This is a genomic window from Stenotrophomonas sp. 112478_Sma (genome assembly GCF_056479905.1).
On sequence record NZ_CM151072.1, the window covers coordinates 3,936,592 to 3,956,937 of the forward strand.

The window sequence follows — 20,346 nt, forward strand, 5'->3', positions numbered from 1 at the left end:
ATCCGGGCCCGGCCGGCGGGCAGGAATGCTAGGCTGCGCCGGTCAAGGAGATTCCATGTCCGGTCACAACCAGTTCGCCCTGCTGCGCCAGCGCCGCTTCCTGCCGTTCTTCATCGTGCAGGCGCTGGGCGCTTTCAACGACAACGTATACCGGCAGGCCATCATCGGCCTGCTGTTCTACCTGGGCGTGTCCGAAGAGCAGCGTTCGCTGTACACCACGCTGGCGCCGGCGATCTTCATTCTTCCCTATTTCCTGTTCTCGGCATTGGCCGGGCAGATCGCCGACAAACTGGAGAAGTCGCGGCTCATCGTGATCACCACCACGATGGAGATCGTGATCATGTCGTTGGCAGCGATCGGCTTCCTCACCGAGAACCTGCCGTTCCTGCTGGTGGCGCTGTTCTGCACCGGCATGCAGTCGACCCTGTTCGGCCCAGTGAAGTACTCGGTGCTGCCCTCGGTACTCAAACCCGAGGAGCTGACCGGTGGCAACGGGCTGGTGGAGATGGGCACATCGATCTCGATCCTGTCAGGGATGATCATCGGCGGCGCCGTGTTCCTGCTGGCCGGCAGCCACGGGCCCGTGTTCGCGGCATCGCTGGTCATCGCTCTGGCGGTCTGCGGCAATATCGCGGCGCGATTGATTCCCAGGGTCGATGCCGGCGACCCGGGCCTGAAGATCAACTGGAACCCGCTGCCCGAGTCGCTGGTGGTGCTGCGCATGGCGCGCCAGCAGAAGGCGGTGCGCAACGCGATCCTGGGCGTGTCCTGGTTCTGGTTCGTCGGCACCGTGCTGACCTCGCAGCTGCCGAATTATGCGCTGGCCAACCTGGGCGGCGAACCCAAGCTGTACCTGCTGGCACTGGCGCTGTTTTCCATCGGCACCGGCGTTGGCTCGCTGCTGTGCGAGAGGCTGTCGGCGCGCACGGTGGAGATCGGCCTGGTGCCGCTGGGCGCGTTCGGCATGACCGCGTTCCTGCTCGATCTCTACTTCGCCCGCAGCGGCGAGGCCACCGTGCAGGGGCTGAGCATCACCCAGTTCCTGCAGCAGCCCGGCAGTGTGCGCATCGTCATCGACCTTGTCGGAATCGGCCTGTTCACCGGCATCTTCGTCGTTCCGCTGTTTGCCCTGATCCAGAGCCGCACGCCGAAGGCGCAGATGTCACGCGTGTTCGCCGCGTTGAACATCCAGAACTCCGGTTTCATCGTGTCCGCCGCACTGCTGTCGCTGGCCGCGCGCGAACTGCTGCACTGGAGCATCCCGCAGCTGTTCCTGGCGCTGGCGATCGCCAATGCCGTGGTGGCGATCTACATCTTCACCATCGTCCCCGAATTTCTGATGCGCTTCCTGAGCTGGGTGATGGTGCGCACCCTGTACCGGCTGCGCCCGCATGGCATCGAAGCCAATGTGCCGGATGAAGGCGCAGCACTGATCGTCTGCAATCATGTCAGCTACATGGATGCACTGATCCTGTCGGCGACGATTCCGCGCCCCGTACGCTTCGTCATGTACTACAGGATCTTCAACATCCCGGTGATGCGCTGGATCTTCCGCACCGCCAAGGCCATCCCGATTGCCGGGGCTCGCGAGGACGAGGCCTTGATGCAGCGCGCGTTCGAGGAGATCGATGCGGCGCTGGCCGAGGGTGAGCTGGTCTGCATCTTCCCGGAGGGAGCACTCACCCGCGATGGGCAGATGGCGCCGTTCAAGTCCGGCGTCGAGAAGATCCTCGAACGCCGGCCGGTGCCGGTGGTGCCGATGGCCCTGCGCGGGATGTGGTCGAGCATGTGGAGCCGGCGCGACAGCCGGCTTGGCCGCATGCGGGTTCCGCGCCGCTTCCGGGCCACCGTCGAGGTGGTGGCGGCGCCTGCCATCGATGGTCGCAGCACCGACGCGCCGGCACTGGAAGCCCAGGTCCGCGCCCTTCGCGGCGATCACGCCTGACGGAATCCCTCCGTTCGCGCATAGCCGGGCCATCCCCCACATACGCCAGCGTCAAGCGCCGTGCCCGTCATTGCCGGGCTGAAAACGCATACATGCGACGCAGGTTGCGGTAGATTACGCACCCACAGGGGGGAGGTCCGGCCCGTTCACTACGGTCGGCCACCAAGGAATGGAGTCTCACGTTGAATCAACCGCCACCACTCGGCCGTCCGGTCTACATCCCCAACCATCTGGTGTGGGCGATCCTGACGACGCTGTTCTGCTGCCTGCCGTTGGGCGTGGTGTCGATCGTGTATGCCGCCCAGGTCGACGGCCGCCGCGCGGCCGGCGATCTGGCGGGAGCCTATAGCGCGTCACGCAAGGCGGGCTGGTGGGCGGCGGCTTCGGCCGCGGCCCTGCCGGTCCTGTTGCTGTTGTGGTTCGGGCTCTTCGGCGGCCTGGCCGCACTGGGCGCTCTTTCCGACCATTGATCCACCACCACCCATCAAGGAGCTTGAATCATGAACACCGCTACTCCGCAGGTCCCGAACAACCTGGTCTGGGCGATCCTGAGCACCCTGCTCTGCTGCCTGCCGGTCGGCATCGTGTCGATCGTCTATGCGGCACAGGTCAACGGCAAGCTGGCCGCTGGCGATATCGCCGGTGCCCAGGACTCGTCCGCCAAGGCCAAGAAGTGGGCCATCTGGTCGGCCATTGCCTGGGTCATCATGGTCGTGCTGTATGTGCTGTTCTTCGTCGTGCTCGGTGGCATCGGCGCGATGAGCAACGGCAGCTACTGAGGCCTGCGGACGGATCCGGCGGCGTCCGCGCCGGATCCGTCTTCGCCTGATCGTGTCCGCTCTTCCTTCCCGGCTCGCCCGCTGGGCACCCTTGCTGGCCTCCACCGGCCTGGCCGCAGGCGCGGCCGTGGTGCTGCGCAACGTCAATCCCTACGTGGCCGGCAATCCCCTGCCGGGCTGCCCGCTGTACGCACTCACCGGCCTGTATTGCCCCGGCTGCGGCAGCACGCGCTGCCTTTACTCGCTGGTCCATTTCGATCTGGCCGGCGCGATGGCGATGAACCCGCTGCTGGTCATCAGCCTGCCCCTGCTGCTGCTGATGCTGCTGAACATCGCCGGCATCCGCCCGCGTGTGCTTGATCCGCTGATGCGGATTCTGGCCAATCCCATGTTCTGGCTGTGGCTGCTGCCCGGTTACGCACTGCTGCGCAACCTGCCGTGGGCACCGTTCACCGCACTGGCGCCGGTCTAGATTCCCACTTCGCGTCCAGGCGCGTCGCGACGCGTGCTGCGGTCAGGCCGCACGCGCCTGGCCAGCGGCTACGTCACCCAGCCGGCGATCACCAGCACGGCCAGGACCGCCAGCCACAGCAGCAGCATCCGCCACACCAGACTCATGGCATCGCGCAGGTCGGGCAGACGTTGCCAGACCGGCAGCAGGCCCGCCTCGGTGTAATCATGCGCGTCCTCGCGCAGCTCGGCATTGACGCTGGCCCGCGCCACCGCACCCAGGAATCCGATGCCTCCGACCAAGCGCTCGCCATGCGCTTGCCGCCATGCCTTCCACGCCGTGTCGAAGTTGCCGACCAGTGCCATCGAGAACGCCATCAACTGTGCCACCGGCCATTCGATCCAGCCCAGCAGGCGCTGGGCCACTGCCAGCGGTTCCACCGGTACGCGTGCACGCATCGGGCTTTCGGACATCAGCGCCAGCAGGCGATAGCCCAGCGCGCCCACCGGGCCCAGCAGCAGGAACCAGAACAGCACCGCAAACCAGCGGCGCAGCGCATTGAGTACGGTCGCCTCCACCAGCGAGGGTACATCCTCGCGCAGGCTGCCACCGGCCGCCTGCAGATGGCGCACGGCCGCCTGCCGGGTCGGTGCGTCATCGGCATCGATGATCGCTTCGATGTCACGGTCCAGGTCGCGCGGCCCCCAGCACCAGGCCAGAACCGCCACGCCCAGCAGCAACGAGGGCAGCCCGAACAGCACGCCCCGCAGCAGCCAGGCCAGCAGCGCCATCAACACCAGCGGCGGCAGCAGCGCCAGCACCACGCCCATGGGGCCCTGCCAGGCCTTGCCGCCGTGCGCATCCAGCCAGCCCAGCCAGCGCCGGAAGCTGTCAAAGCGGCGCAGCGAGGCGGCAGCGGCCGGGGCGACATGGCCCAGGGCCAGTGCAACCAGCACGGCAGCCAGAGTGGTGAACATGGCAGGTCTCCCTACGAAACAAGGCGCTCGGCGTCGCTACCTTACCCGTCGCGACGCCGCCATCAGCGGTCTGCCGCACTGTAACCCGGGCCGTGTTCAGGTGGCGGCAATGGTCGCCGCCGTTCTGACAGGCCGGTGCGGTCTTCAACCCCGCTGTTGGCGATACCAGTGCTCGATCAGCCCCCGCGAAATCGAGATCGGCGGCGACAGGCGGATGCCCTGGCCATCATCTTCGACATCACGTGCCAGCGCCGCGCCCACCTCGTCGGCACTGAACCAGCGCGCATCCTCCAGTTCGCCATCCACGGTCGGCACATCGTCCTGCGCCTGCGCGCGGAACCCCACCATCAGCGCGCCCGGGAACGGCCAGGGCTGTGAACCGAGATACTGGCAGGCAGTGATGCGCACCCGGCTCTCCTCGTGCACTTCCCGCACCACGGTCTGTTCGAAGGTCTCGCCTGGTTCGACGAAACCCGCCAGTACCGAATAGCGGCGCGGCGCCCAGTTGGACTGCCGCCCCAGCAGCAACCGGCCCTGGTTTTCCACCGCGACGATCACCGCCGGGTCCACCCGGGGATAGTGTTCGGTCGCGCACTGCCCGCAGCGGCCAACGAAGCCACCGCGGGCAAAGGCCACCGCCCCCCCGCAGACGCCGCAGAAGCGCGTGCGCGAATGCCAGTAGGACATGCCGCGCGCGTAGCTGAAAGCGGTCGCATCGGCCACCGGCCACAGCAGTGCCGCCTGGCGCAGATCGAGCCGGCCAGGCGCAGTGACGGCAACCGCGGACGCTTCCACCGAGAACCAGGCTTGCTCACCCCGCAGACCCAGGAAGATCGCGGCACCGGGGCCGCCCCCGATGTCGGCGCCGGTCAGCGCCAGTGGCTGGTCATCAGCACCAGTGAAGGCACTGCCGTCCTGGTCAAGCACGAGAACCCGCGCATCCGGCCACAGGCGTGCCAGCACATCGGCATCTTCGCGCAGGGCATCGGCGCGCTCCAGCGGTTCGCCAATGAAGGCGAAACCGGACAGCGGCGAAAGAATATTGGACATCCAGCAAGCCTGCCGCCATTCGATGCGGGTGGCAAGGTCGGCGCTGTGCGCATTCTGCTGTGAGGTGTGGAGACCGCTCGACACACCTGGCGCGGAGCGCAGGCCCCGCGCCCTGCAATCACATGCTGAAGCTGCTGCCGCAACCGCAGGTGGTCTTCGCGTTCGGATTGCGGATCACGAACTGCGCGCCGGTCAGGCTCTCGGTGTAATCCACTTCAGCCCCCATCAGGTACTGCAGGCTGAGCGGGTCGACCAGCAGGGTCACCCCGCTGGTCTGTACCGCCAGATCGTCCTCGGCACGGTTCTCGTCGAACTCGAAACCGTACTGGAAGCCCGAACAGCCGCCACCCTCGATATACACACGCAGCGCCAGATCGGGGTTGCCCTCTTCCTGGATCAACGACTTGACCTTGGAGGCCGCTGCTTCGGTGAAGTTCAGCGGCCGCTCCAGCGACTGGTAATCGGGCGCGGCCGCCGTGGGGGCGCCGGGCAGGGAGACTAGCGTGCTCATGGCATCAGCATGGGGGCACCGGCGGTGGCTTTCAAGCCATCGCTTCGGCCAGCTTGCGTCGGGCCGCCGTGTCGCCCTTGCCACTGGCGGGATCGCCGCTTTCAGGTGCAGGCAGGGCCGCCAGCGGTGCGCTGGCATGGATCAGGCGTCCATTCAGCTGGGCCCCGGCGTTCATCTCCACCACCTCGTAGTGGACATTGCCGTTGACCCGCGCGCTCGGGGTCAGTTCGACCTTTTCGGTGGCGTGGACATCCCCCTCCAGGCGGCCGCTGATGACCACCACCTGGGCACGGATCTCCCCTTCGATCACGCCATGCTCGGCGAGCGTCAGGGTCGCGGTGCTGGCGCCTTCGGCGGCGATCACCTTGCCATGGATGCGACCTTCCACGTACAGGCCACCACTGAACTCCACATCACCGCGGATCACCACCTGGTTGCCGATCAGGGCATCCACCACCAGCTGGCCGTCACGGTTGGATTTGCTGTTTCCGAACATCTGCCTACTCCCCTTTGCTGGCCGGCGCGCCGGCCTGTTTCCAGTCGAATACCTGGGTGGCGCCCCCCGCACCACTCCCCAATGTCACCCGCACGCGTTGCGGAGTGAAGTCAGCCGGCAGCATCACGCTGCCGGTGAGCTGCTGGAAGTACCGGAACGAGTAGTCCTGTCCCGGCACCTTGCTGCGCTGGTGCAGATCATCCCAGCTGATCGTGGCCAGCTTGCCGTTCTTCACGCCTTCCACGGTGAAACGCATCTGCCCCTGGCTGATGGCCCCGCGGTTGAGGTTCTGGGTCAGCACGGCGGTGTACTGCCAGGTGCCGGCCGATTCCGGGCTGAACTCGATCGAGTGGGTGTTCAGGCCCTTGCGCTGGCTGGTCGAACCGACCAGGCGCTCATAGAAGGCGACGTCCGCGCGCAACCCGGCGATCTCTTCGTCGCGCTCGGCGAGCGAGGACTGCACTTCGTTGTTGGCGGCGCGGCTGATGCGGTCGGAGGCTTCCAGCGTGGCCTGCTTCTGGCGCAGTTCGGTCAGCTGCGCCTGCAGGCTCTCGGCACGCTTCTCGGCCGCCTGCAACCGTTGTCCCTGCTCGCCACGCGGCGCCCCCATCCAGCAGCCTCCGATCGTGGCCAGCACCAGGCTGAGCAGCCAGATGCCTCCAATCACCCACAGGCGACGGCGGTCCGCGGGCGGATGTGACGCGCCGGGCAGGCGGACCTGCACGCGCATGGGAGGACGGTTGGTCATGGGTAGATCCCGTGGCATCGCGGGCGCGACACCGGCACGGCCCGTGTGGCAAACGACGGGCTAGTGTATGACAGGATCGGCAGGATTCCTGCGCTGGAGGCGACCGAGGTCTGTGGCGTTCAGGCACGCCATCGTCGATAGTGTGGCCCCTCGCACAGTTCCGCCGTCGGAGCATCGCCATGACCGAAGCCCACCTGTTCGTGATCGGCATCCTGCTGGCCTGGCTGGCCGGCATCCGTGTCTACCTCACCGTCTTCGGTGTCGGCCTGGCCGGCCTGCTCGGCTGGGTCGACCTGCCGCCCGCCCTGCAGGCGACCGAGTCGTGGTGGGTACTGGGTACCTCAGCGGCGCTGGCCGTGACCGAGTTCTTTGCCGACAAGATTCCCGGCGTGGATTCGGTCTGGGACCTGGTGCAGACCCTTGCCCGGGTCCCCGCCGGAGCCTTCCTCGCCGCCGCCACCCTGTCGCCGGATGGGCAGCTGGGTACCGGTGCGCTCGCTGCCGGCGCCGGCGTTGCCCTGGCCAGCCATGGCCTGAAGGCGGGCACCCGTGCCCTGCTCAACACCTCGCCGGAGCCGGCCAGCAACTGGGTCGCCTCGATCGCCGAAGACACCGTGGTGGTTGGCGGCCTGGCATTGGCCCTGGCACACCCCTGGATCGCGCTGGTCGTGGTGCTGGCATGCAGCCTGGCCGGCGCATTGCTGGTCTGGCTGGCATGGCGCGCTCTGTGGCGCGGCGTGCGTTGGCTTGCCCGTGCCGGCAACGGCAATGACCGGCAACAGCCACGCACCGGATGAACGCCGGGCGTGTCGCATAATGGCTGCGATCATCAGGAGCCCCCATGGCCGCAATTGAATCCCCCGCAGGCGTCCGCCCGGGTCGCGCTGAAACGCCACCGGCCGATCATTGGCAACGCTGGGCCACTGCGGTGGTGGACGCGGGTGCCTCCCCATCGGTTCCGTCCAGCGTCGCTGACAGTGGGCCTGCCTCCGGCGGTGCTCCACCGCCGCTGCCGGGCGTCACCTCACAGCCCGAGGCGGGCAACCACGACCCGGCACCGGCGCCGGCGGATTCACCATACCGCGTGCTGATCGTCGAGGACGACCGTGCGCAGGCCCTGTTCGCGCAGAGCGTGCTGCACGGCGCCGGCATGCAGGCCATCGTGCTCAGCGATGCCGAAGGCGTCCAGCAGTCGATCAAGGACCATCGCCCTGACCTGATCCTGATGGACCTGCACCTGCCCGGCCTGGACGGCATGCGGCTGACGGCGATGATTCGCCAGCAGCCCGGCCTGCAGTTGCTGCCCATCGTGTTCCTCAGCGGCGATCCCGATCCGGAGCGCCAGTTCGAAGTGCTCGACAGCGGTGCCGACGACTACCTGAGCAAGCCGATCCGGCCGCGGCACCTGATCGCGGCGGTCGCCAACCGCATCCGCCGTGCCCGCGCGCAGGCGGCAACCTTGCCCGGCGCCTCCGGCACGCCGGCCACCAGCAATCCTGAAACCGGCCTGCCGACGCGCCATCATGTGCTGCAGCAGCTCAACGCCGCCCTGGCCCACCATGATCGTGGCGGCCTGTTCTTCATCGAGGTGGCCAGCGCGCTGGGCCTGCGCGAGCGCTATGGCTACGCTGCGTTCGAACGGCTGATGGTGCAGGCCGGACAGCGCTTGGCCGAAGCCGGCCATCCGCACCTGCTGGCGCGCCTGAACGACAACAGTTTCCTGCTTCTGGCGCGTGATGCCGATGAGGACAGGCTGGAGAACGTGGCCGCCGCCCTGCGCGAGCAGCTCTCCGCGAGGGCCTTCGTGATCCGCGATGACGAATCGGTGCACCTGCGTGGCGTGGTCGGCTATGCACCGCTGTCGCCCGGCTTCGAGGATGCCGCCAGTGCGCTGGAAGCCGTCGAGCGCACGACCCTGCAGGCGCGCCTGCTCAGTGCCGGCGTGGCCGGCCACGTGCATCGGCAGGCCATCAGCGAACAGGAGCATCTGGCCCTGCTGGAAGGCCAGCTGGAACTGGCTTACCAACCCATCGTCGCCGTCGCCGGTGGAGGCAGCGCGCAGTACCAGGTCCTGCTGCGGCTGCGCCAGGCCGACGGCACCGTGCTGACCGCCGGCCAGGTGATTCCGGCCGCCGAAGCCGCCGGCCGCATCGCCGACCTCGACCAGCAGGTGCTCGATCATGCGCTGGGCCTGCTGGATCTGTACCGGCATGCCACCCAGCCGCTCAATCTGTTCGTCTCGCAGTCGCTGCGTACCCTGCAGCGCGACGCCTTCGCCGACTGGCTGCTGGAGTCGCTGCAGCAGCGCGACCTGCCAGGCAGTGCGCTGGTCATCGACGTGCGCCTGCCTGATGCGCTGATCCACACCGTGCCGCTGCAGCAGTTCTGTCAGCGCATGGCGCAGGCCGGCGTGCGCTTCTGCCTGAGCCAGTTCGAGCCCGGCAACGATGCCGACGCGCTGCTGGGCCAGCTGCCGCTTTCGTTCGTACGCATGGCTGCGCGCTTCTCCAGCAGCCACGCCAATCCAGGCACGCGCGAAGAACTGCGCAGGGCGATCGAGCGGGCGCACGGCGCCGGTCTGCAGATCATCGGGCAGCAGATCGAAGATCCGCAGGCAGCGGCCGCGATGTGGGTGGGAGGGGTCGACTACATCCAGGGCAACATGGTGCAGTCCGCCGGCAGCGACCTGAACTTCGACTTCCACAACGCGGTGCTCTGACATGCCGCTGTGGGCGGTGCTGCTGGTGGCCCTGGCCGTGGCGGCCATCGCGCTGCTGCTGGCGGGGCTGCGCCTGCGCACGCGCAGCCAGGCGCTGGCCGCACTGCAACGGGATCGTGCCGCGCTGGCCAGCGAGCGCGACCAGCTGCGCCGCACCACCGAGCGCCAGGGCCAGCTCGAACAGCAGTTGCTGCAGGCCAAGCAGGCGGCCGAGGCGGCGGTGCTGGCCAAGGGCGAGTTCCTGGCCACGATGAGCCACGAGATCCGTACGCCGCTCAACGGCATCCTGCCGATGCTGGAGCTGATCGCGCGTGGCCCGCTGGGCGAGGATCAGCGGCAGATGCTGGCCACCGCATCGGCCAGCTCACAGCAACTGCTGCGTATCGTCGACGACATCCTCGATTACTCGCGGTTGGAAGCACAGGCACTGGAGCTGGAGATCACCAGCTTCAATCTGCGCGAGCTGCTCGACGCCGTGGTGCAGCTGATGCAGCGCGCTGCCGACGCCAAGGGACTGGCACTGGTGCTGCAACTGGATCCGACGGTCCGCCTTCCCGTGCGCGGCGATCCGGTGCGCCTGCGCCAGGTGCTGAGCAACCTTCTGGCCAATGCCATCAAGTTCACGGCACGCGGCCAGGTGCAGCTGCGCGTGCAACGGCTGGGCGAAGGTCCGGCCCAGCACCAGTTGCGCTTCGAAGTGATCGACACCGGCATCGGCATCGACGAGGCCCAGCAGGCACGCCTGTTCCAGTCCTTCAGCCAGGCCGATGCGTCGACCACCCGCATCTATGGTGGCACCGGCCTGGGCCTGGCCATCTGCAAACGCATCATCGACCTGATGCACGGCCACATCGGCGTCCAGTCGACCCCCGGCCAGGGCGCCCGCTTCTGGTTCGAGATTCCGTTGTTGAAGGTTCCCGGCGACCTGCCGGCGATGGCACGCGCACCGGCCACCCTGCTGCTGTTCAGTGCCGACAGCCACCTGCAGGCGCGCATCGAACGCATTGCCGCCCATCACGAGCTGCAGGTGCAGGTCATCGACGGGATGGACGCGCTGGCCGAGCGGCTGCGAGCCGTGCCCCGCCCCGGGCACGCTGCGCCGGCCTGGCTGCTGATCGATGCGCCTGCGCGCCGCAGCGGCGGAACCCGCCTGCGGCAGGCGCTGGCTGCGCGCGGTGAGGACGACACGCTGCAGGTGCTGTGGCTGCAGGACGAGCCGCTGCCCGCGCAGGAGCGCCATCGCCAGCTGCCGGTCGCCTTCGAGGATGCCGCCCTGCACGCCCTGCTTGCCACGCCCACCGCCAGCGCGCGCCCGTCCGCCTGGCTGGCTGCCGCCGAAGAGGGCCAGGCACCGGCTGCCTTGCCAGCGCTCGGTCTACGCGTGCTGCTGGTGGAGGACAACACGGTCAACCGCATGGTGGCCGAACACCTGCTGCGGGTGTTCCAGTGCGAGGTCCGCAACGCCGCCGATGGCGAGCAGGCACTGGTCGCGCTGCGCGAAGGCGGTGTGGACGTGGTGCTGATGGACTGCCAGATGCCGGTGCTGGACGGTTACGCCGCGACGCGCCAGTGGCGCGAGGAAGAGATCGCAGCCGGAGGCCGGCGCCTGCCGATCATCGCCATGACCGCCAATGCCATGGCCGGTGATCGCGAACGCTGCCTGCGAGCAGGCATGGACGATTACCTGTCCAAACCGATCGCGCGCGACACGCTGCACGCGCTGCTGCTGCGCTGGGGCCCCAAAGCCCTCCCCACGCCGGCAGTTCCGGCGGCGGCAGCGAAGGCCGGTCCAGAACCTGTCGCCCACCCGGTTCTGGACCGGAACGTGCTGGACGAGCTGCAGGCGGTCATCGGTGATGCCGCCACGCAGATCGTATCGGTGTACCTGGAAGACGCACCGGCGATGGTGCAGGCGCTGCAGCAGGCGGCGCAGGACCACGATGGCCAGCGCCTGCAGGCAGTCGCGCACAGCCTGAAGTCCTCCAGCGCGAATGTCGGCGCGATGTCGCTGTCGGCGGTCGCACAGCGGATCGAGCACGAGGCCCGCGCCGGCAGTCTGCAGCGCCCCGCCGTTGCGGTTGCGCTGCTGGTGGCCGAATTCGCCCGGGCACGGGTGGCGCTGGGCGGGTACCTGGCACAGCATCGCGCCGGCCAGGCGGGCTGACTCACTCTTCGAGCTTGCTCAGCAGGTACTTCGGTTCGCCGATGCGCTCGATCAGGTCCAGCTGCGTTTCCAGCCAGTCGATATGCTCTTCCTCCGAATCGAGGATCTTCACGAACAGCTGGCGGCTCACATAGTCGCCGACCGAATCGGCATAGGCCACCGCCTCGCGCAGGGTGACCACGCCATCACGCTCGAGCGAGAGGTCACACTGCAGGATCTCGGTCGGGTTCTCGCCGATGCGCAGCTTGCCCAGCGCCTGGAAGTTCGGCAGTCCTTCAAGGAACAGGATGCGGTCGGCGAGCATGTCGGCATGCTTCATCTCGTCGATCGATTCCTTGTACTCATGCTCGGCGAGTTCCTTGATGCCCCAGTTCTTCAGCATCTTGGCGTGCAGGAAATACTGGTTGATCGCGGTCAGCTCGTTGTAGAGGACCTTGTTGAGGAATTCGATGACCTTGGTGTCGCCCTTCATGGGGATACTCCTGCACGCTGAAAACGCAGGCACTTTACCGCCTTGCGTGCGGCCGTGAAGGAACGCGAATCGTGCGCATTGGCCTGTGCGGCCACACGTGAAGGATGCGAAGGCGCGGCATCAACGCGCCGCGGAAAAGACAGTCAGGCGACCTGGGCCAGACCGAGTACCGGCAGCGGCAGATCGTGGGTGGCGCGTGCCTTGGCCAGCAGCTCGCCGGCCATGTCCAGGCAGGACCCGCAGGTAGCGCCGCATCCGGTGCGCATGGTCAGCTCGGCCACCGACGTCACGCCATGGCTGGCGGCTTCGCGGATCTGGTGGTCGGTGACTCCGTTGCAGATGCAGACGTACACAGGCGGGAACCGGGCTGACAGGCCAGAAGCGGCCTGGTCGCTATTCCAATGGAAACGAGAATGGTTGTCAATCAGAGACCTGAACCATTCTCGATACCGTTCAGGCGGTCAGCTCGTCGGTCCTTCCTGCGCCTTTTTGGGCCAGTAGCCCCTGCTGCGCGGCCGCTTGCGCGGTCGGTCGTGGCCCGCGGTGTTGCCGGGCATCCACGCTTCCGCTGCGCTCTTCGGCATGGCAGTGACGCCCTGCCCCGCCACCCCGCGCGCCAGCGGCGCCAGGTGTCGCAGCGCGCGCGCGTAGACGCCGCGCTTGAACATCACCACATGCTCCACCGGATACCAGAAATCCACCCAGCGCCAGTGATCGAACTCCGGCGAATCGGTATGGTCCAGGCACACATGGGATTCGTCACCGGTCAGGCGCAGCAGGAACCAGACCTGCTTCTGGCCGATGCAGACCTGCCGTTCATTGCGGCGGACAGCCCGCGCCGGCAGCTTGTAGCGCAGCCAGCCGGGCGTTGCCCCCAGCACTTCCACGTGCTCAGGCAGCAGGCCGGTCTCTTCCTGCAGTTCGCGATACATGGCCTCGACGGGCGTCTCGTCGGTGTTCATCCCACCCTGCGGGAACTGCCAGCCATCCCGGCGCACGCGTCGTGCCCAGAACACCTGCCCGTCCTGCCGCATCAGCACGATGCCGACGTTCGGTCGATAGCCGTCCGGATCGATCACGATGCGGACTCCTAAAAAAATCTACTGGTCAGGACTATCCCACGCCACCTGTCAGGCGACAAGCGCGGCACAAATGTGTTGACAGTCCCACGGCGTATCCGCAGAATAGCGGGCTCACCAAGGCTATGTAGCTCAGCCGGTTAGAGCACAGCACTCATAATGCTGGGGTCGGTGGTTCGAGTCCACCCATAGCCACCATGCTGAAGTTGTTTTTCAGCGTGAAAAGTGAGAAAATAGTTACACGATACATTGCCCCGTCGCCAAGCGGTAAGGCACCTGACTCTGACTCAGGCATTCGGTGGTTCGAATCCATCCGGGGCAGCCAAATTAAACGCAGAAGGCCAGATCGAAAGATCTGGCCTTCTGCGTTTAATTTGGTCGCGCATTCCACCTTATCCCCGCGCCTGTCGGCGCACCCCCTTGAACATCAAGGGGGCTCCCCTCCAGAGAGAACCCCGGGGTCGGATCCTTCTCGCAGGCAAAGGCCCTGACCCCACCCTCTCCAATGCACAACCCCGAAACGGCAAAAGCCCGGCCAAAGCCGGGCTTCTGCTTTTTCCAACCAGCGGGCTCCCGGAGGAGCCCAGCCAGGCGCAGTGGATCAGCGCTTGGAGAACTGGGTGGCGCGACGGGCCTTGTGCAGACCGACCTTCTTACGCTCGACTTCACGGGCGTCACGGGTCATGAAGCCAGCCTTGCGCAGCTCGGACTTCAGGGTTTCGTCATACTCGACCAGCGCACGGGCGATGCCCAGACGGATCGCACCGGCCTGGCCGGTGGTGCCGCCGCCGGTGGCGGTGACCAGGATGTCGAAGCTTTCGGTGTTCTTGGTCAGCTCGAGCGGCTGGCGCACGATCATGCGCGCGGTCTCACGACCGAAGAACTCGTCCAGCGGACGGCCATTGACGGTGATGTTGCCCGAACCCTTGCGCAGGAACACGCGAGCGGTGGAGGACTTGCGGCGACCAGTGCCGTAGTTTTGAGTGATAGCCATGATTAGATATCCAGAACCTGCGGCTGCTGTGCGGCGTGCGGATGCTCAGTGCCGGCGTAGACCTTGAGCTTGCGGTACATCTGGCGACCCAGCGGGCCCTTCGGCAGCATGCCCTTCACGGCGATCTCGATCACGCGCTCCGGGTGGCGCTCCAGCGCCTGGGCCAGGGACTCGGTCTTCAGGTTGCCGATGTAACCGGTGAAACGGTGATACATCTTGTCCTGCAGCTTCTTGCCGGTGACGGCAATCTTTTCTGCATTGATGACGACCAGGTAGTCGCCGGTATCAACGTGCGGGGTGTAGACCGGCTTGTGCTTGCCACGCAGACGGCGGGCCAGCTCGGTGGCGAGACGGCCCAGGGTCTTGCCCTCGGCGTCGACGAGGTACCAGTCGCGCTGGACGGTCTCGTTCTTGGCAGTGAAAGTGCTCATGAAGAACTCTAGGTTAGGTCGGGCTCATTGCGGCGAAGGACTCGCCGGAACTCTGCCACGCGTTGTGAAAGGTGAAGCGCAAGAGGCGGGATTGTACGCAGGTCCAGGCCCCGGCGCAAGCCGCCCCCTGTCCTGGGTTGGCAGGGGCGCGGGCGCGGGCGAGAATCGGCGGGTCTCCCGCCCCACCGTATCGCCATGACCGTGCTCCGCCAGACCACCCCGCTGGACCACCTGCTGACCGAAGCCCAGCGCGCCCTGGACACGGTGTTCGGCAACCCGCCGGCCAGCCGCCCCTATCCGGCGGTGGACACCGACGAGCCGGGCATGGACGCCCGCCAGCGCCGCCATGCGGCCGGGCTGATGCGGATCAACCACGTCGGCGAGGTCTGCGCGCAGGGCCTGTATTTCGGCCAGGCCGCCGTGGCCCGCGACCCGGCCACCCGCGAGCATCTGCTGGAGGCAGCGCAGGAGGAAACCGACCACCTGGCGTGGTGTGCCACCCGCCTGGCCGAACTGGACAGCCGGCCGAGCCTGTTCAACCCGCTCTGGTACGCAGGCAGTTACACCATCGGCACCCTGGCCGGGCTGCGCGGTGATGGCTGGAACCTGGGTTTTGTGGTCGAGACCGAACGCCAGGTCGAGGCCCACCTGGATGAGCATCTGGTCGATCTCCCGGCCGCCGACCTGCGCAGCCGCGCGATCATCGAAGTGATGAAGCAGGACGAGGCCCGGCATGCGGACCATGCCGAGCAGGCCGGCGCCCGCCGCCTGCCCTTCCCGATTCCGGGGGCGATGGCGCTGGCCTCGAAGGTGATGAAGACCATCGCGTACCGCCTCTGAACGGCCGCCGCGCATGGCCCGGCGCTGCCGGCTACGCGGCATCGGACGCCTCGGCGCCGGCTCAGTTCGGCGACACCAGCTTCAGGCCGATCACACCGGCGACGATCAGGCCCACGCAGGCCAGGCGGGCCGGTGAAGCACTGTCGTTGAACAGGTAGATGCCCAGCACTGCCACGCCCATGGCCCCGATGCCGGTCCAGATGGCATAGGCCGTGCCGACCGGAATGCTCTTCATGGCCTGGCTCATCAGGTACAGGCTGATCAGCGCGGAAACGACCGTGGCGGCCGTGGGCAGTGGCTTGCTGAAGCCTTCGGAGTACTTCATTCCAAGCGCGAAGCCGATCTCGAACAGGCCGGCCAGCAGCAGGTAGATCCAGGGCATGGGTGGGGGTCCTTACCTAGTGGTTGAAAAGCGAAACGGCCCGGTGTCTTCACACCGGGCCGTAGGTCGGTACATCGCCGTGGAACTATGAATTGCGCAGCACGCAGGTTCCACGGGGCGGGTCGTCCCGCCTGGGTGACGATGCCTGCCGGCATCGCACAGGGGTGTTACTCGGACAGGTTGCGACCGTGGAACAGCTCTTCGATCTCGCGCTTGAGCAGCGCCTCGATCTTCATGCGTTCCTTGAACGACAGGTTCCTGGCCTTTTCCTCGAACAGGTACTGATCCAGGTCGAAGTCCTTCAGGTGCATCTTCGTGTGGAAGATGTTCTCCTGGTAGACGTTGACGTCGAACATCTCGTAACGCGACTTGATGTTCTTGGCCAGGAAGTTCTGGATCGAATTGATCTTGTGATCGATGAAGTGCTTCTTGCCCTTCACATCGCGGGTGAAGCCACGGACGCGGTAGTCCATGATCACGATGTCCGATTCCAGGCTCTCGATCAGGTAGTTCAGGGCCTTCAGCGGCGAAATGACGCCACAGGTGGCCACGTCGATGTCCGCGCGGAACGTCGCGATGCCTTCCTGCGGATGGGTTTCCGGGTAGGTATGGACGGTGATGTGGCTCTTGTCCATGTGCGCGACCACGGCGTCGGAGATCAGCTCCTTGCCCGCCAGCTTCTTGTCGATCACCGGCTCTTCGGAGATCAGGATGGTCACCGAGGCACCCTGCGGATCGTAGTCCTGGCGGGCCACGTTCAGGATGTTGGCGCCGATGATCTCGGCGACATCGGTCAAGATTTGAGTCAGCCTGTCGGCGTTGTACTCTTCATCGATGTATTCAATGTAACGCTGACGCTCCTCTTCGGTGCGCGCGTAACACACGTCATAGATGTTGAAGCTCAGCGCCTTGGTGAGGTTGTTGAAACCCTGCAACCTCAGGCGAGGCAACGGCTTGACCACGGCGGTCGATTCCTGTGTAAGAAGAGAAAGGGTGAATTATGGGGCAAACCGCCCCCGGGGGGAACGTGAAGACGCAAGAGTTCTGGCACACTGTTTGCCCTTAACAATTGCGCTGGTTAAGCTCCGCTATCGACCCCGTGAATCCGTTCATGCGCAGAGGGAGCGCCCCTATCGTGTCAACCGTGCGCCTAGCTAGCAGTCCACTGGCCCTGGATATCGCAACAATCGATCGTTTCCTGGCGCACAGCCACAGGCGGCGATATCCCACCCGGACCGACGTCTTCCGACCAGGAGACCCGGCGGGAACCCTGTATTACGTCATCAGCGGCTCGGTTTCGATCATGGCCGAGGAAGATGACGATCGTGAGCTGGTGCTGGGCTACTTCGGTGCCGGCGAGTTCGTCGGCGAGATGGGCCTGTTCGTGGAATCGGACCGCCGCGAGGTGATCCTGCGGACCCGCACCGCCTGCGAGCTGGCCGAGATCAGCTACGAGCGCCTGCATCAGCTGTTCCTTGGCCCGCTGTCGGCCGACGCGCCGCGCCTGCTGTACGCGCTGGGCCAGCAGATCTCCAAGCGTCTGCTCGACACCAGCCGCAAGGCCAGCCGCCTGGCGTTCCTGGACGTCACCGACCGCATCGTGCGCACCCTGCACGATCTGGCCCAGGAGCCGGAGGCGATGAGCCACCCGCAGGGCAGCCAGCTGCGCGTCTCGCGGCAGGAACTGGCGCGCCTGGTCGGCTGCTCGCGTGAGATGGCCGGCCGCGTGCTGAAGAAGCTGCAGACCGACGGGCTGCTGCATGCCCGCGGCAAGACCGTGGTGCTTTACGGCACCCGTTGATCGTTGAGCACCCGGTGGGTGCGGACCTTGGTCCGCACTCCTTCGCGCGCTAGGCTCGGTGCATGGAACTGAGCAGCGAATTCTGGTGGTTCATCCTCATCGGCCTCGGTGCGCAGCTGGTCGATGGCGCGCTGGGCATGGCCTTCGGCCTGGTCTCCTCATCGGTGATGCTGAGCATGGGATTGCCGCCGGCGCAGGTCAGCGCCAGCATCCACACCGCCGAAGTGTTCACAACCGGCGCCTCCGGTGTGTCGCATCTTGCGGCTGGCAATGTCGATAAACGCCTGTTCGTGCGCTTGGCGCTGCCCGGCGCGATCGGGGGTGCGATCGGTGCCTATGTACTCGCCCAACTGCCCGGCGATTTCATCCGCCCGTTGATCTACCTGTACCTGCTGGTGCTTGCCATCGTCATCCTGGCCCGTGCTGCCGGGCGCTGGATGCCCAGCGGCGAGATCCGCCGCGTGCCGGTTCTGGGCTTCTTCGCCGGCCTTCTGGACGCCAGCGGCGGCGGTGGCTGGGGCCCGATCGCCACGTCCACCCTGCTGGCGCGTGGCGGCCAGGCCCGTACCACGATCGGCACGGTCAACGCAGCCGAGTTCGTGGTCACCTTGACCATCTCGGCCACCTTCCTGCTGTCGATGGGGGTGCAGCACCTGCAGATCGTCGCCGGGCTGCTGATCGGCGGCATGATGGCCGCGCCGGTGGCCGCGATCCTGGTCAAGCGGGTCAAGGAACGCTGGGTACTGGTCGCGGTTGGCGTGCTGGTACTGGGCATCAGCCTGTTCCAGATCGGCCACGCGGTGACCGGGTACCTGGCGCGCTGACCGCGCTCCGCGCTCGCCGGGCATGGCCCGGCGCTACCGGATGGCTTGCGGATTCGCCGGGCATGGCCCCGCGCTGCGGGATGGCGTGCAATGGCACGGCGCCATCGGGCGGCAAGGGGTAGCACCGGGCCATGCCCGGCGGGCCCGGTGGATCAGGCCTTGTCGCCGCCGCGGTCGACGCAGCCCCAGTTGAGGATGCGGGTGCCCGCCGGCAGTACGCTGCGGAAGAACGCCACCTTGCCCGGCTTCGGGTTGACCACTACCGGCGCCTTCGCCGCCAGCAGCAGCGGCAGATCCGCAGTGCTGTCGGAGTAGGCAATGTCGATGTCGCCATAGCCACGTTCACGCAGCATGCGCATCTTCTCTTCGTTGTGGCAGTGACGGGTCGGCCCCACCCCTCCCAGGCGCGGCCCGACCTCCGTGCCGATGACCGGCACGTCCTGGTGCGCAACGAAGGCCAGGATCGCGCGGGCCAGTTCGGGCGGGGCGCCCGTGGCCACCACCACGCGATCCCCCTTTGCACGGTGCGCGGCGAACACCTCCAGCGCCTGCGGCAGCAGCTTGGCGCGCATCTGCGCCTCGTTCCTGATCACGTAGGCGTCGATCACCCGGTTGAACTCGCGCGCACGATGCAGGCCGAAGCTGCCGATCCACACGTAGATCGAAATGCCGGCACGGCGGGTCGGCAGCATCGCCACCATCGGCCCGGCGATCGGGGTGACCAGCAGCGCCGCGAGCATGCGCAACGGGTTGCGCTTGATCAGCGAGGCGAACAGGTGCGTGCCCGAATCACCGTCGTACAGGGTGTGATCGAAGTCGAAGACCACCAGCGGCGCATCCGCGCGTGGCGTCGGGTAATGCGTTTTCATGCCGCGAAGAATAGCTGACGCAGGCCCTCGCCCGGCTCTTCCACGCGCATGAAGGCCTCGCCGACCAGGAACGCGTGGATGCCGGCGTCACGCATCAGCGCCACGTCCTGGGGCCCGAGGATGCCGCTCTCGGTCACCAGCAGGCGGTCGCGCGGCACGGCCAGGCGCATGTCCAGGGTGGTCTGCAGCGAGACCTCGAAGGTGCGCAGGTTGCGGTTGTTGATGCCGATCATCGGCGCCGGCACCTGCAGCGCACGCTCCAGCTCGTCGATGTCGTGCACTTCCACCAGCACGTCCATGCCCAGCGACAGTGCCAGTTCCGACAGCGTGGCCAGCTGGGTATCGTCCAGCGCCGCCACGATCAGCAGGATGCAGTCAGCGCCCAGCACGCGCGCCTCGTACACCTGGTAGGCATCGATCACGAAGTCCTTGCGCAGCACCGGCAGCGTGCAGGCCTCGCGGGCCTGCTGCAGGTAGGCGTCGGCGCCCTGGAAGAAATCCACGTCGGTCAGCACCGACAGGCAGCTGGCACCACCGAACTCGTAGCTGACCGCGATGTCGGCCGGGCGGAAATCCGGGCGGATCACGCCTTTGGAGGGGCTGGCCTTCTTCACTTCGGCGATCACCGCGGGGTCGCCGTTGGCCACCGCCGCCTGCAACGCGCGCGCGAAGCCACGTACCGGCGGGGCGCTGGCCACGGCGGCCTGAAGCTCCTCGAGCGGGCGCTGGGCGCGACGCTGGGCTACTTCTTCGGCCTTGCGGGCCAGGATCGTCTGCAGGATGTCGCTCATCGTCTTCGGTTCGGTGCGGGGGC

The 20,346-nt window shown here is 66.8% G+C and carries 24 protein-coding genes and 2 tRNA genes; 12 read left to right on the plus strand and 14 right to left on the minus strand.

What is annotated here, in order from left to right:
• Window positions 1-55 precede the first annotated feature (55 nt).
• The 4 genes from ACZK08_RS17880 (at window position 56) to ACZK08_RS17895 (ending at window position 3,196) form a co-directional block, all read left to right on the plus strand.
• Entirely contained in the window at window positions 56-1,945 is a 1,890-nt protein-coding gene (locus ACZK08_RS17880) for an MFS transporter (RefSeq protein WP_065181538.1), read from the plus strand.
• 182 nt (window positions 1,946-2,127) lie between these two features.
• Window positions 2,128-2,415: a CD225/dispanin family protein gene (locus ACZK08_RS17885; protein WP_053515606.1), complete on the plus strand. Its 288-nt coding sequence runs from the start codon at window positions 2,128-2,130 to the stop codon at window positions 2,413-2,415.
• Between the two features lie 30 nt (window positions 2,416-2,445).
• Window positions 2,446-2,724: a CD225/dispanin family protein gene (locus ACZK08_RS17890; RefSeq protein ID WP_065174386.1), complete on the plus strand. Its 279-nt coding sequence runs from the start codon at window positions 2,446-2,448 to the stop codon at window positions 2,722-2,724.
• Between the two features lie 52 nt (window positions 2,725-2,776).
• On the plus strand, window positions 2,777-3,196 hold the full coding sequence (locus ACZK08_RS17895) for a DUF2752 domain-containing protein (RefSeq protein WP_053515602.1): 420 nt from the start codon (window positions 2,777-2,779) through the stop codon (window positions 3,194-3,196).
• 68 nt (window positions 3,197-3,264) lie between these two features.
• Here the strand turns inward: ACZK08_RS17895 and ampE are convergent, their stop codons facing one another.
• The 5 genes from ampE to ACZK08_RS17920 form a co-directional block, all read right to left on the minus strand.
• Window positions 3,265-4,152 (minus strand): regulatory signaling modulator protein AmpE, encoded by an 888-nt coding sequence (ampE, locus tag ACZK08_RS17900; protein WP_053515600.1) that lies wholly within the window; start codon window positions 4,150-4,152, stop codon window positions 3,265-3,267.
• A gap of 144 nt (window positions 4,153-4,296) precedes the next feature.
• On the minus strand, window positions 4,297-5,202 hold the full coding sequence (nudC, locus tag ACZK08_RS17905) for an NAD(+) diphosphatase (protein ID WP_065174519.1): 906 nt from the start codon (window positions 5,200-5,202) through the stop codon (window positions 4,297-4,299).
• 118 nt (window positions 5,203-5,320) lie between these two features.
• Window positions 5,321-5,713: an iron-sulfur cluster insertion protein ErpA gene (erpA, locus tag ACZK08_RS17910; protein ID WP_053515598.1), complete on the minus strand. Its 393-nt coding sequence runs from the start codon at window positions 5,711-5,713 to the stop codon at window positions 5,321-5,323.
• 31 nt (window positions 5,714-5,744) lie between these two features.
• Window positions 5,745-6,209, minus strand: coding sequence for a bactofilin family protein (locus ACZK08_RS17915; RefSeq protein WP_053515596.1), 465 nt, complete (start codon window positions 6,207-6,209; stop codon window positions 5,745-5,747).
• Between the two features lie 4 nt (window positions 6,210-6,213).
• Window positions 6,214-6,957, minus strand: coding sequence for a DUF6776 family protein (locus ACZK08_RS17920; RefSeq protein WP_053515594.1), 744 nt, complete (start codon window positions 6,955-6,957; stop codon window positions 6,214-6,216).
• 179 nt (window positions 6,958-7,136) lie between these two features.
• Here ACZK08_RS17920 and ACZK08_RS17925 point away from each other — a divergent pair, with 179 nt between their 5' ends.
• The 3 genes from ACZK08_RS17925 to ACZK08_RS17935 are packed head-to-tail and all read left to right on the plus strand — an operon-like array spanning window position 7,137 to window position 11,840.
• Window positions 7,137-7,754 carry a DUF4126 domain-containing protein gene (locus tag ACZK08_RS17925; protein ID WP_065181537.1) on the plus strand — a complete coding sequence of 206 codons (618 nt, stop codon included), beginning with the start codon at window positions 7,137-7,139 and terminating at the stop codon, window positions 7,752-7,754.
• A 44-nt stretch (window positions 7,755-7,798) separates the two neighbouring features.
• Window positions 7,799-9,676 (plus strand): EAL domain-containing protein, encoded by a 1,878-nt coding sequence (locus ACZK08_RS17930; RefSeq protein ID WP_065181536.1) that lies wholly within the window; start codon window positions 7,799-7,801, stop codon window positions 9,674-9,676.
• A gap of 1 nt (window position 9,677) precedes the next feature.
• Entirely contained in the window at window positions 9,678-11,840 is a 2,163-nt protein-coding gene (locus ACZK08_RS17935; protein ID WP_065181535.1) for an ATP-binding protein, read from the plus strand.
• A gap of 1 nt (window position 11,841) precedes the next feature.
• Here the strand turns inward: ACZK08_RS17935 and bfr are convergent, their stop codons facing one another.
• The 3 genes from bfr to ACZK08_RS17950 form a co-directional block, all read right to left on the minus strand.
• Window positions 11,842-12,312, minus strand: coding sequence for a bacterioferritin (gene bfr / locus ACZK08_RS17940; protein ID WP_005414691.1), 471 nt, complete (start codon window positions 12,310-12,312; stop codon window positions 11,842-11,844).
• A gap of 143 nt (window positions 12,313-12,455) precedes the next feature.
• Window positions 12,456-12,665 carry a (2Fe-2S)-binding protein gene (locus tag ACZK08_RS17945; protein WP_032951724.1) on the minus strand — a complete coding sequence of 70 codons (210 nt, stop codon included), beginning with the start codon at window positions 12,663-12,665 and terminating at the stop codon, window positions 12,456-12,458.
• A gap of 108 nt (window positions 12,666-12,773) precedes the next feature.
• Window positions 12,774-13,391 (minus strand): RNA pyrophosphohydrolase, encoded by a 618-nt coding sequence (locus tag ACZK08_RS17950; RefSeq protein ID WP_053515586.1) that lies wholly within the window; start codon window positions 13,389-13,391, stop codon window positions 12,774-12,776.
• Window positions 13,392-13,512: 121 nt separating this feature from the next.
• On the opposite strand from ACZK08_RS17950, the gene ACZK08_RS17955 reads away from it, so the two are divergent.
• Together ACZK08_RS17955 and ACZK08_RS17960 are read left to right on the plus strand one after the other, a co-directional pair.
• Window positions 13,513-13,589 (plus strand) — tRNA-Met (locus tag ACZK08_RS17955).
• 52 nt (window positions 13,590-13,641) lie between these two features.
• A tRNA-Gln gene (locus ACZK08_RS17960) sits at window positions 13,642-13,716 on the plus strand.
• A gap of 276 nt (window positions 13,717-13,992) precedes the next feature.
• Here the strand turns inward: ACZK08_RS17960 and rpsI are convergent.
• Complete coding sequence (gene rpsI, locus ACZK08_RS17965) at window positions 13,993-14,385, minus strand: 30S ribosomal protein S9 (RefSeq protein ID WP_053515585.1); 393 nt, start codon at window positions 14,383-14,385, stop codon at window positions 13,993-13,995.
• A gap of 2 nt (window positions 14,386-14,387) precedes the next feature.
• Window positions 14,388-14,816 (minus strand): 50S ribosomal protein L13, encoded by a 429-nt coding sequence (gene rplM / locus ACZK08_RS17970; RefSeq protein ID WP_005414692.1) that lies wholly within the window; start codon window positions 14,814-14,816, stop codon window positions 14,388-14,390.
• Between the two features lie 195 nt (window positions 14,817-15,011).
• Here rplM and coq7 point away from each other — a divergent pair, with 195 nt between their 5' ends.
• On the plus strand, window positions 15,012-15,656 hold the full coding sequence (gene coq7 / locus ACZK08_RS17975) for a 2-polyprenyl-3-methyl-6-methoxy-1,4-benzoquinone monooxygenase (protein WP_065181534.1): 645 nt from the start codon (window positions 15,012-15,014) through the stop codon (window positions 15,654-15,656).
• A 61-nt stretch (window positions 15,657-15,717) separates the two neighbouring features.
• Here the strand turns inward: coq7 and ACZK08_RS17980 are convergent, their stop codons facing one another.
• On the minus strand, window positions 15,718-16,038 hold the full coding sequence (locus tag ACZK08_RS17980) for a DMT family transporter (RefSeq protein ID WP_005411314.1): 321 nt from the start codon (window positions 16,036-16,038) through the stop codon (window positions 15,718-15,720).
• A gap of 167 nt (window positions 16,039-16,205) precedes the next feature.
• Window positions 16,206-17,000 (minus strand): adenosylmethionine decarboxylase, encoded by a 795-nt coding sequence (gene speD, locus ACZK08_RS17985; RefSeq protein WP_019661504.1) that lies wholly within the window; start codon window positions 16,998-17,000, stop codon window positions 16,206-16,208.
• 149 nt (window positions 17,001-17,149) lie between these two features.
• Between speD and crp the strand changes: the two genes are divergently transcribed.
• Window positions 17,150-17,839 (plus strand): cAMP-activated global transcriptional regulator CRP, encoded by a 690-nt coding sequence (gene crp / locus ACZK08_RS17990; RefSeq protein ID WP_010482649.1) that lies wholly within the window; start codon window positions 17,150-17,152, stop codon window positions 17,837-17,839.
• 62 nt (window positions 17,840-17,901) lie between these two features.
• Window positions 17,902-18,663: a sulfite exporter TauE/SafE family protein gene (locus tag ACZK08_RS17995; protein WP_065181533.1), complete on the plus strand. Its 762-nt coding sequence runs from the start codon at window positions 17,902-17,904 to the stop codon at window positions 18,661-18,663.
• 152 nt (window positions 18,664-18,815) lie between these two features.
• On the opposite strand, the gene ACZK08_RS18000 is transcribed toward ACZK08_RS17995, so the two are convergent.
• Together ACZK08_RS18000 and trpC are read right to left on the minus strand one after the other, a co-directional pair.
• Window positions 18,816-19,532, minus strand: coding sequence for a haloacid dehalogenase-like hydrolase (locus tag ACZK08_RS18000; protein WP_053515578.1), 717 nt, complete (start codon window positions 19,530-19,532; stop codon window positions 18,816-18,818).
• Window positions 19,529-20,323, minus strand: coding sequence for an indole-3-glycerol phosphate synthase TrpC (trpC, locus tag ACZK08_RS18005; RefSeq protein WP_065181532.1), 795 nt, complete (start codon window positions 20,321-20,323; stop codon window positions 19,529-19,531). The genes ACZK08_RS18000 and trpC overlap by 4 nt, the downstream gene beginning before the upstream one ends.
• Window positions 20,324-20,346 lie beyond the last annotated feature (23 nt).

Bases quoted from the DNA above. Each gene is read 5' to 3' on its own strand.
- ACZK08_RS17880 (WP_065181538.1), top strand. From the start codon at position 56: ATGTCCGGTCACAACCAGTTCGCCCTGCTGCGCCAGCGCCGCTTCCTG.
- ACZK08_RS17890 (WP_065174386.1), top strand. From the start codon at position 2,446: ATGAACACCGCTACTCCGCAGGTCCCGAACAACCTGGTCTGGGCGATC.
- ampE (WP_053515600.1), bottom strand. From the start codon at position 4,152: ATGTTCACCACTCTGGCTGCCGTGCTGGTTGCACTGGCCCTGGGCCAT.
- nudC (WP_065174519.1), bottom strand. From the start codon at position 5,202: ATGTCCAATATTCTTTCGCCGCTGTCCGGTTTCGCCTTCATTGGCGAA.
- erpA (WP_053515598.1), bottom strand. From the start codon at position 5,713: ATGAGCACGCTAGTCTCCCTGCCCGGCGCCCCCACGGCGGCCGCGCCC.
- ACZK08_RS17915 (WP_053515596.1), bottom strand. From the start codon at position 6,209: ATGTTCGGAAACAGCAAATCCAACCGTGACGGCCAGCTGGTGGTGGAT.
- ACZK08_RS17920 (WP_053515594.1), bottom strand. From the start codon at position 6,957: ATGACCAACCGTCCTCCCATGCGCGTGCAGGTCCGCCTGCCCGGCGCG.
- ACZK08_RS17925 (WP_065181537.1), top strand. From the start codon at position 7,137: ATGACCGAAGCCCACCTGTTCGTGATCGGCATCCTGCTGGCCTGGCTG.
- ACZK08_RS17930 (WP_065181536.1), top strand. From the start codon at position 7,799: ATGGCCGCAATTGAATCCCCCGCAGGCGTCCGCCCGGGTCGCGCTGAA.
- ACZK08_RS17935 (WP_065181535.1), top strand. From the start codon at position 9,678: ATGCCGCTGTGGGCGGTGCTGCTGGTGGCCCTGGCCGTGGCGGCCATC.
- bfr (WP_005414691.1), bottom strand. From the start codon at position 12,312: ATGAAGGGCGACACCAAGGTCATCGAATTCCTCAACAAGGTCCTCTAC.
- rpsI (WP_053515585.1), bottom strand. From the start codon at position 14,385: ATGGCTATCACTCAAAACTACGGCACTGGTCGCCGCAAGTCCTCCACC.
- rplM (WP_005414692.1), bottom strand. From the start codon at position 14,816: ATGAGCACTTTCACTGCCAAGAACGAGACCGTCCAGCGCGACTGGTAC.
- coq7 (WP_065181534.1), top strand. From the start codon at position 15,012: ATGACCGTGCTCCGCCAGACCACCCCGCTGGACCACCTGCTGACCGAA.
- ACZK08_RS17980 (WP_005411314.1), bottom strand. From the start codon at position 16,038: ATGCCCTGGATCTACCTGCTGCTGGCCGGCCTGTTCGAGATCGGCTTC.
- crp (WP_010482649.1), top strand. From the start codon at position 17,150: ATGCGCAGAGGGAGCGCCCCTATCGTGTCAACCGTGCGCCTAGCTAGC.
- ACZK08_RS17995 (WP_065181533.1), top strand. From the start codon at position 17,902: ATGGAACTGAGCAGCGAATTCTGGTGGTTCATCCTCATCGGCCTCGGT.
- ACZK08_RS18000 (WP_053515578.1), bottom strand. From the start codon at position 19,532: ATGAAAACGCATTACCCGACGCCACGCGCGGATGCGCCGCTGGTGGTC.
- trpC (WP_065181532.1), bottom strand. From the start codon at position 20,323: ATGAGCGACATCCTGCAGACGATCCTGGCCCGCAAGGCCGAAGAAGTA.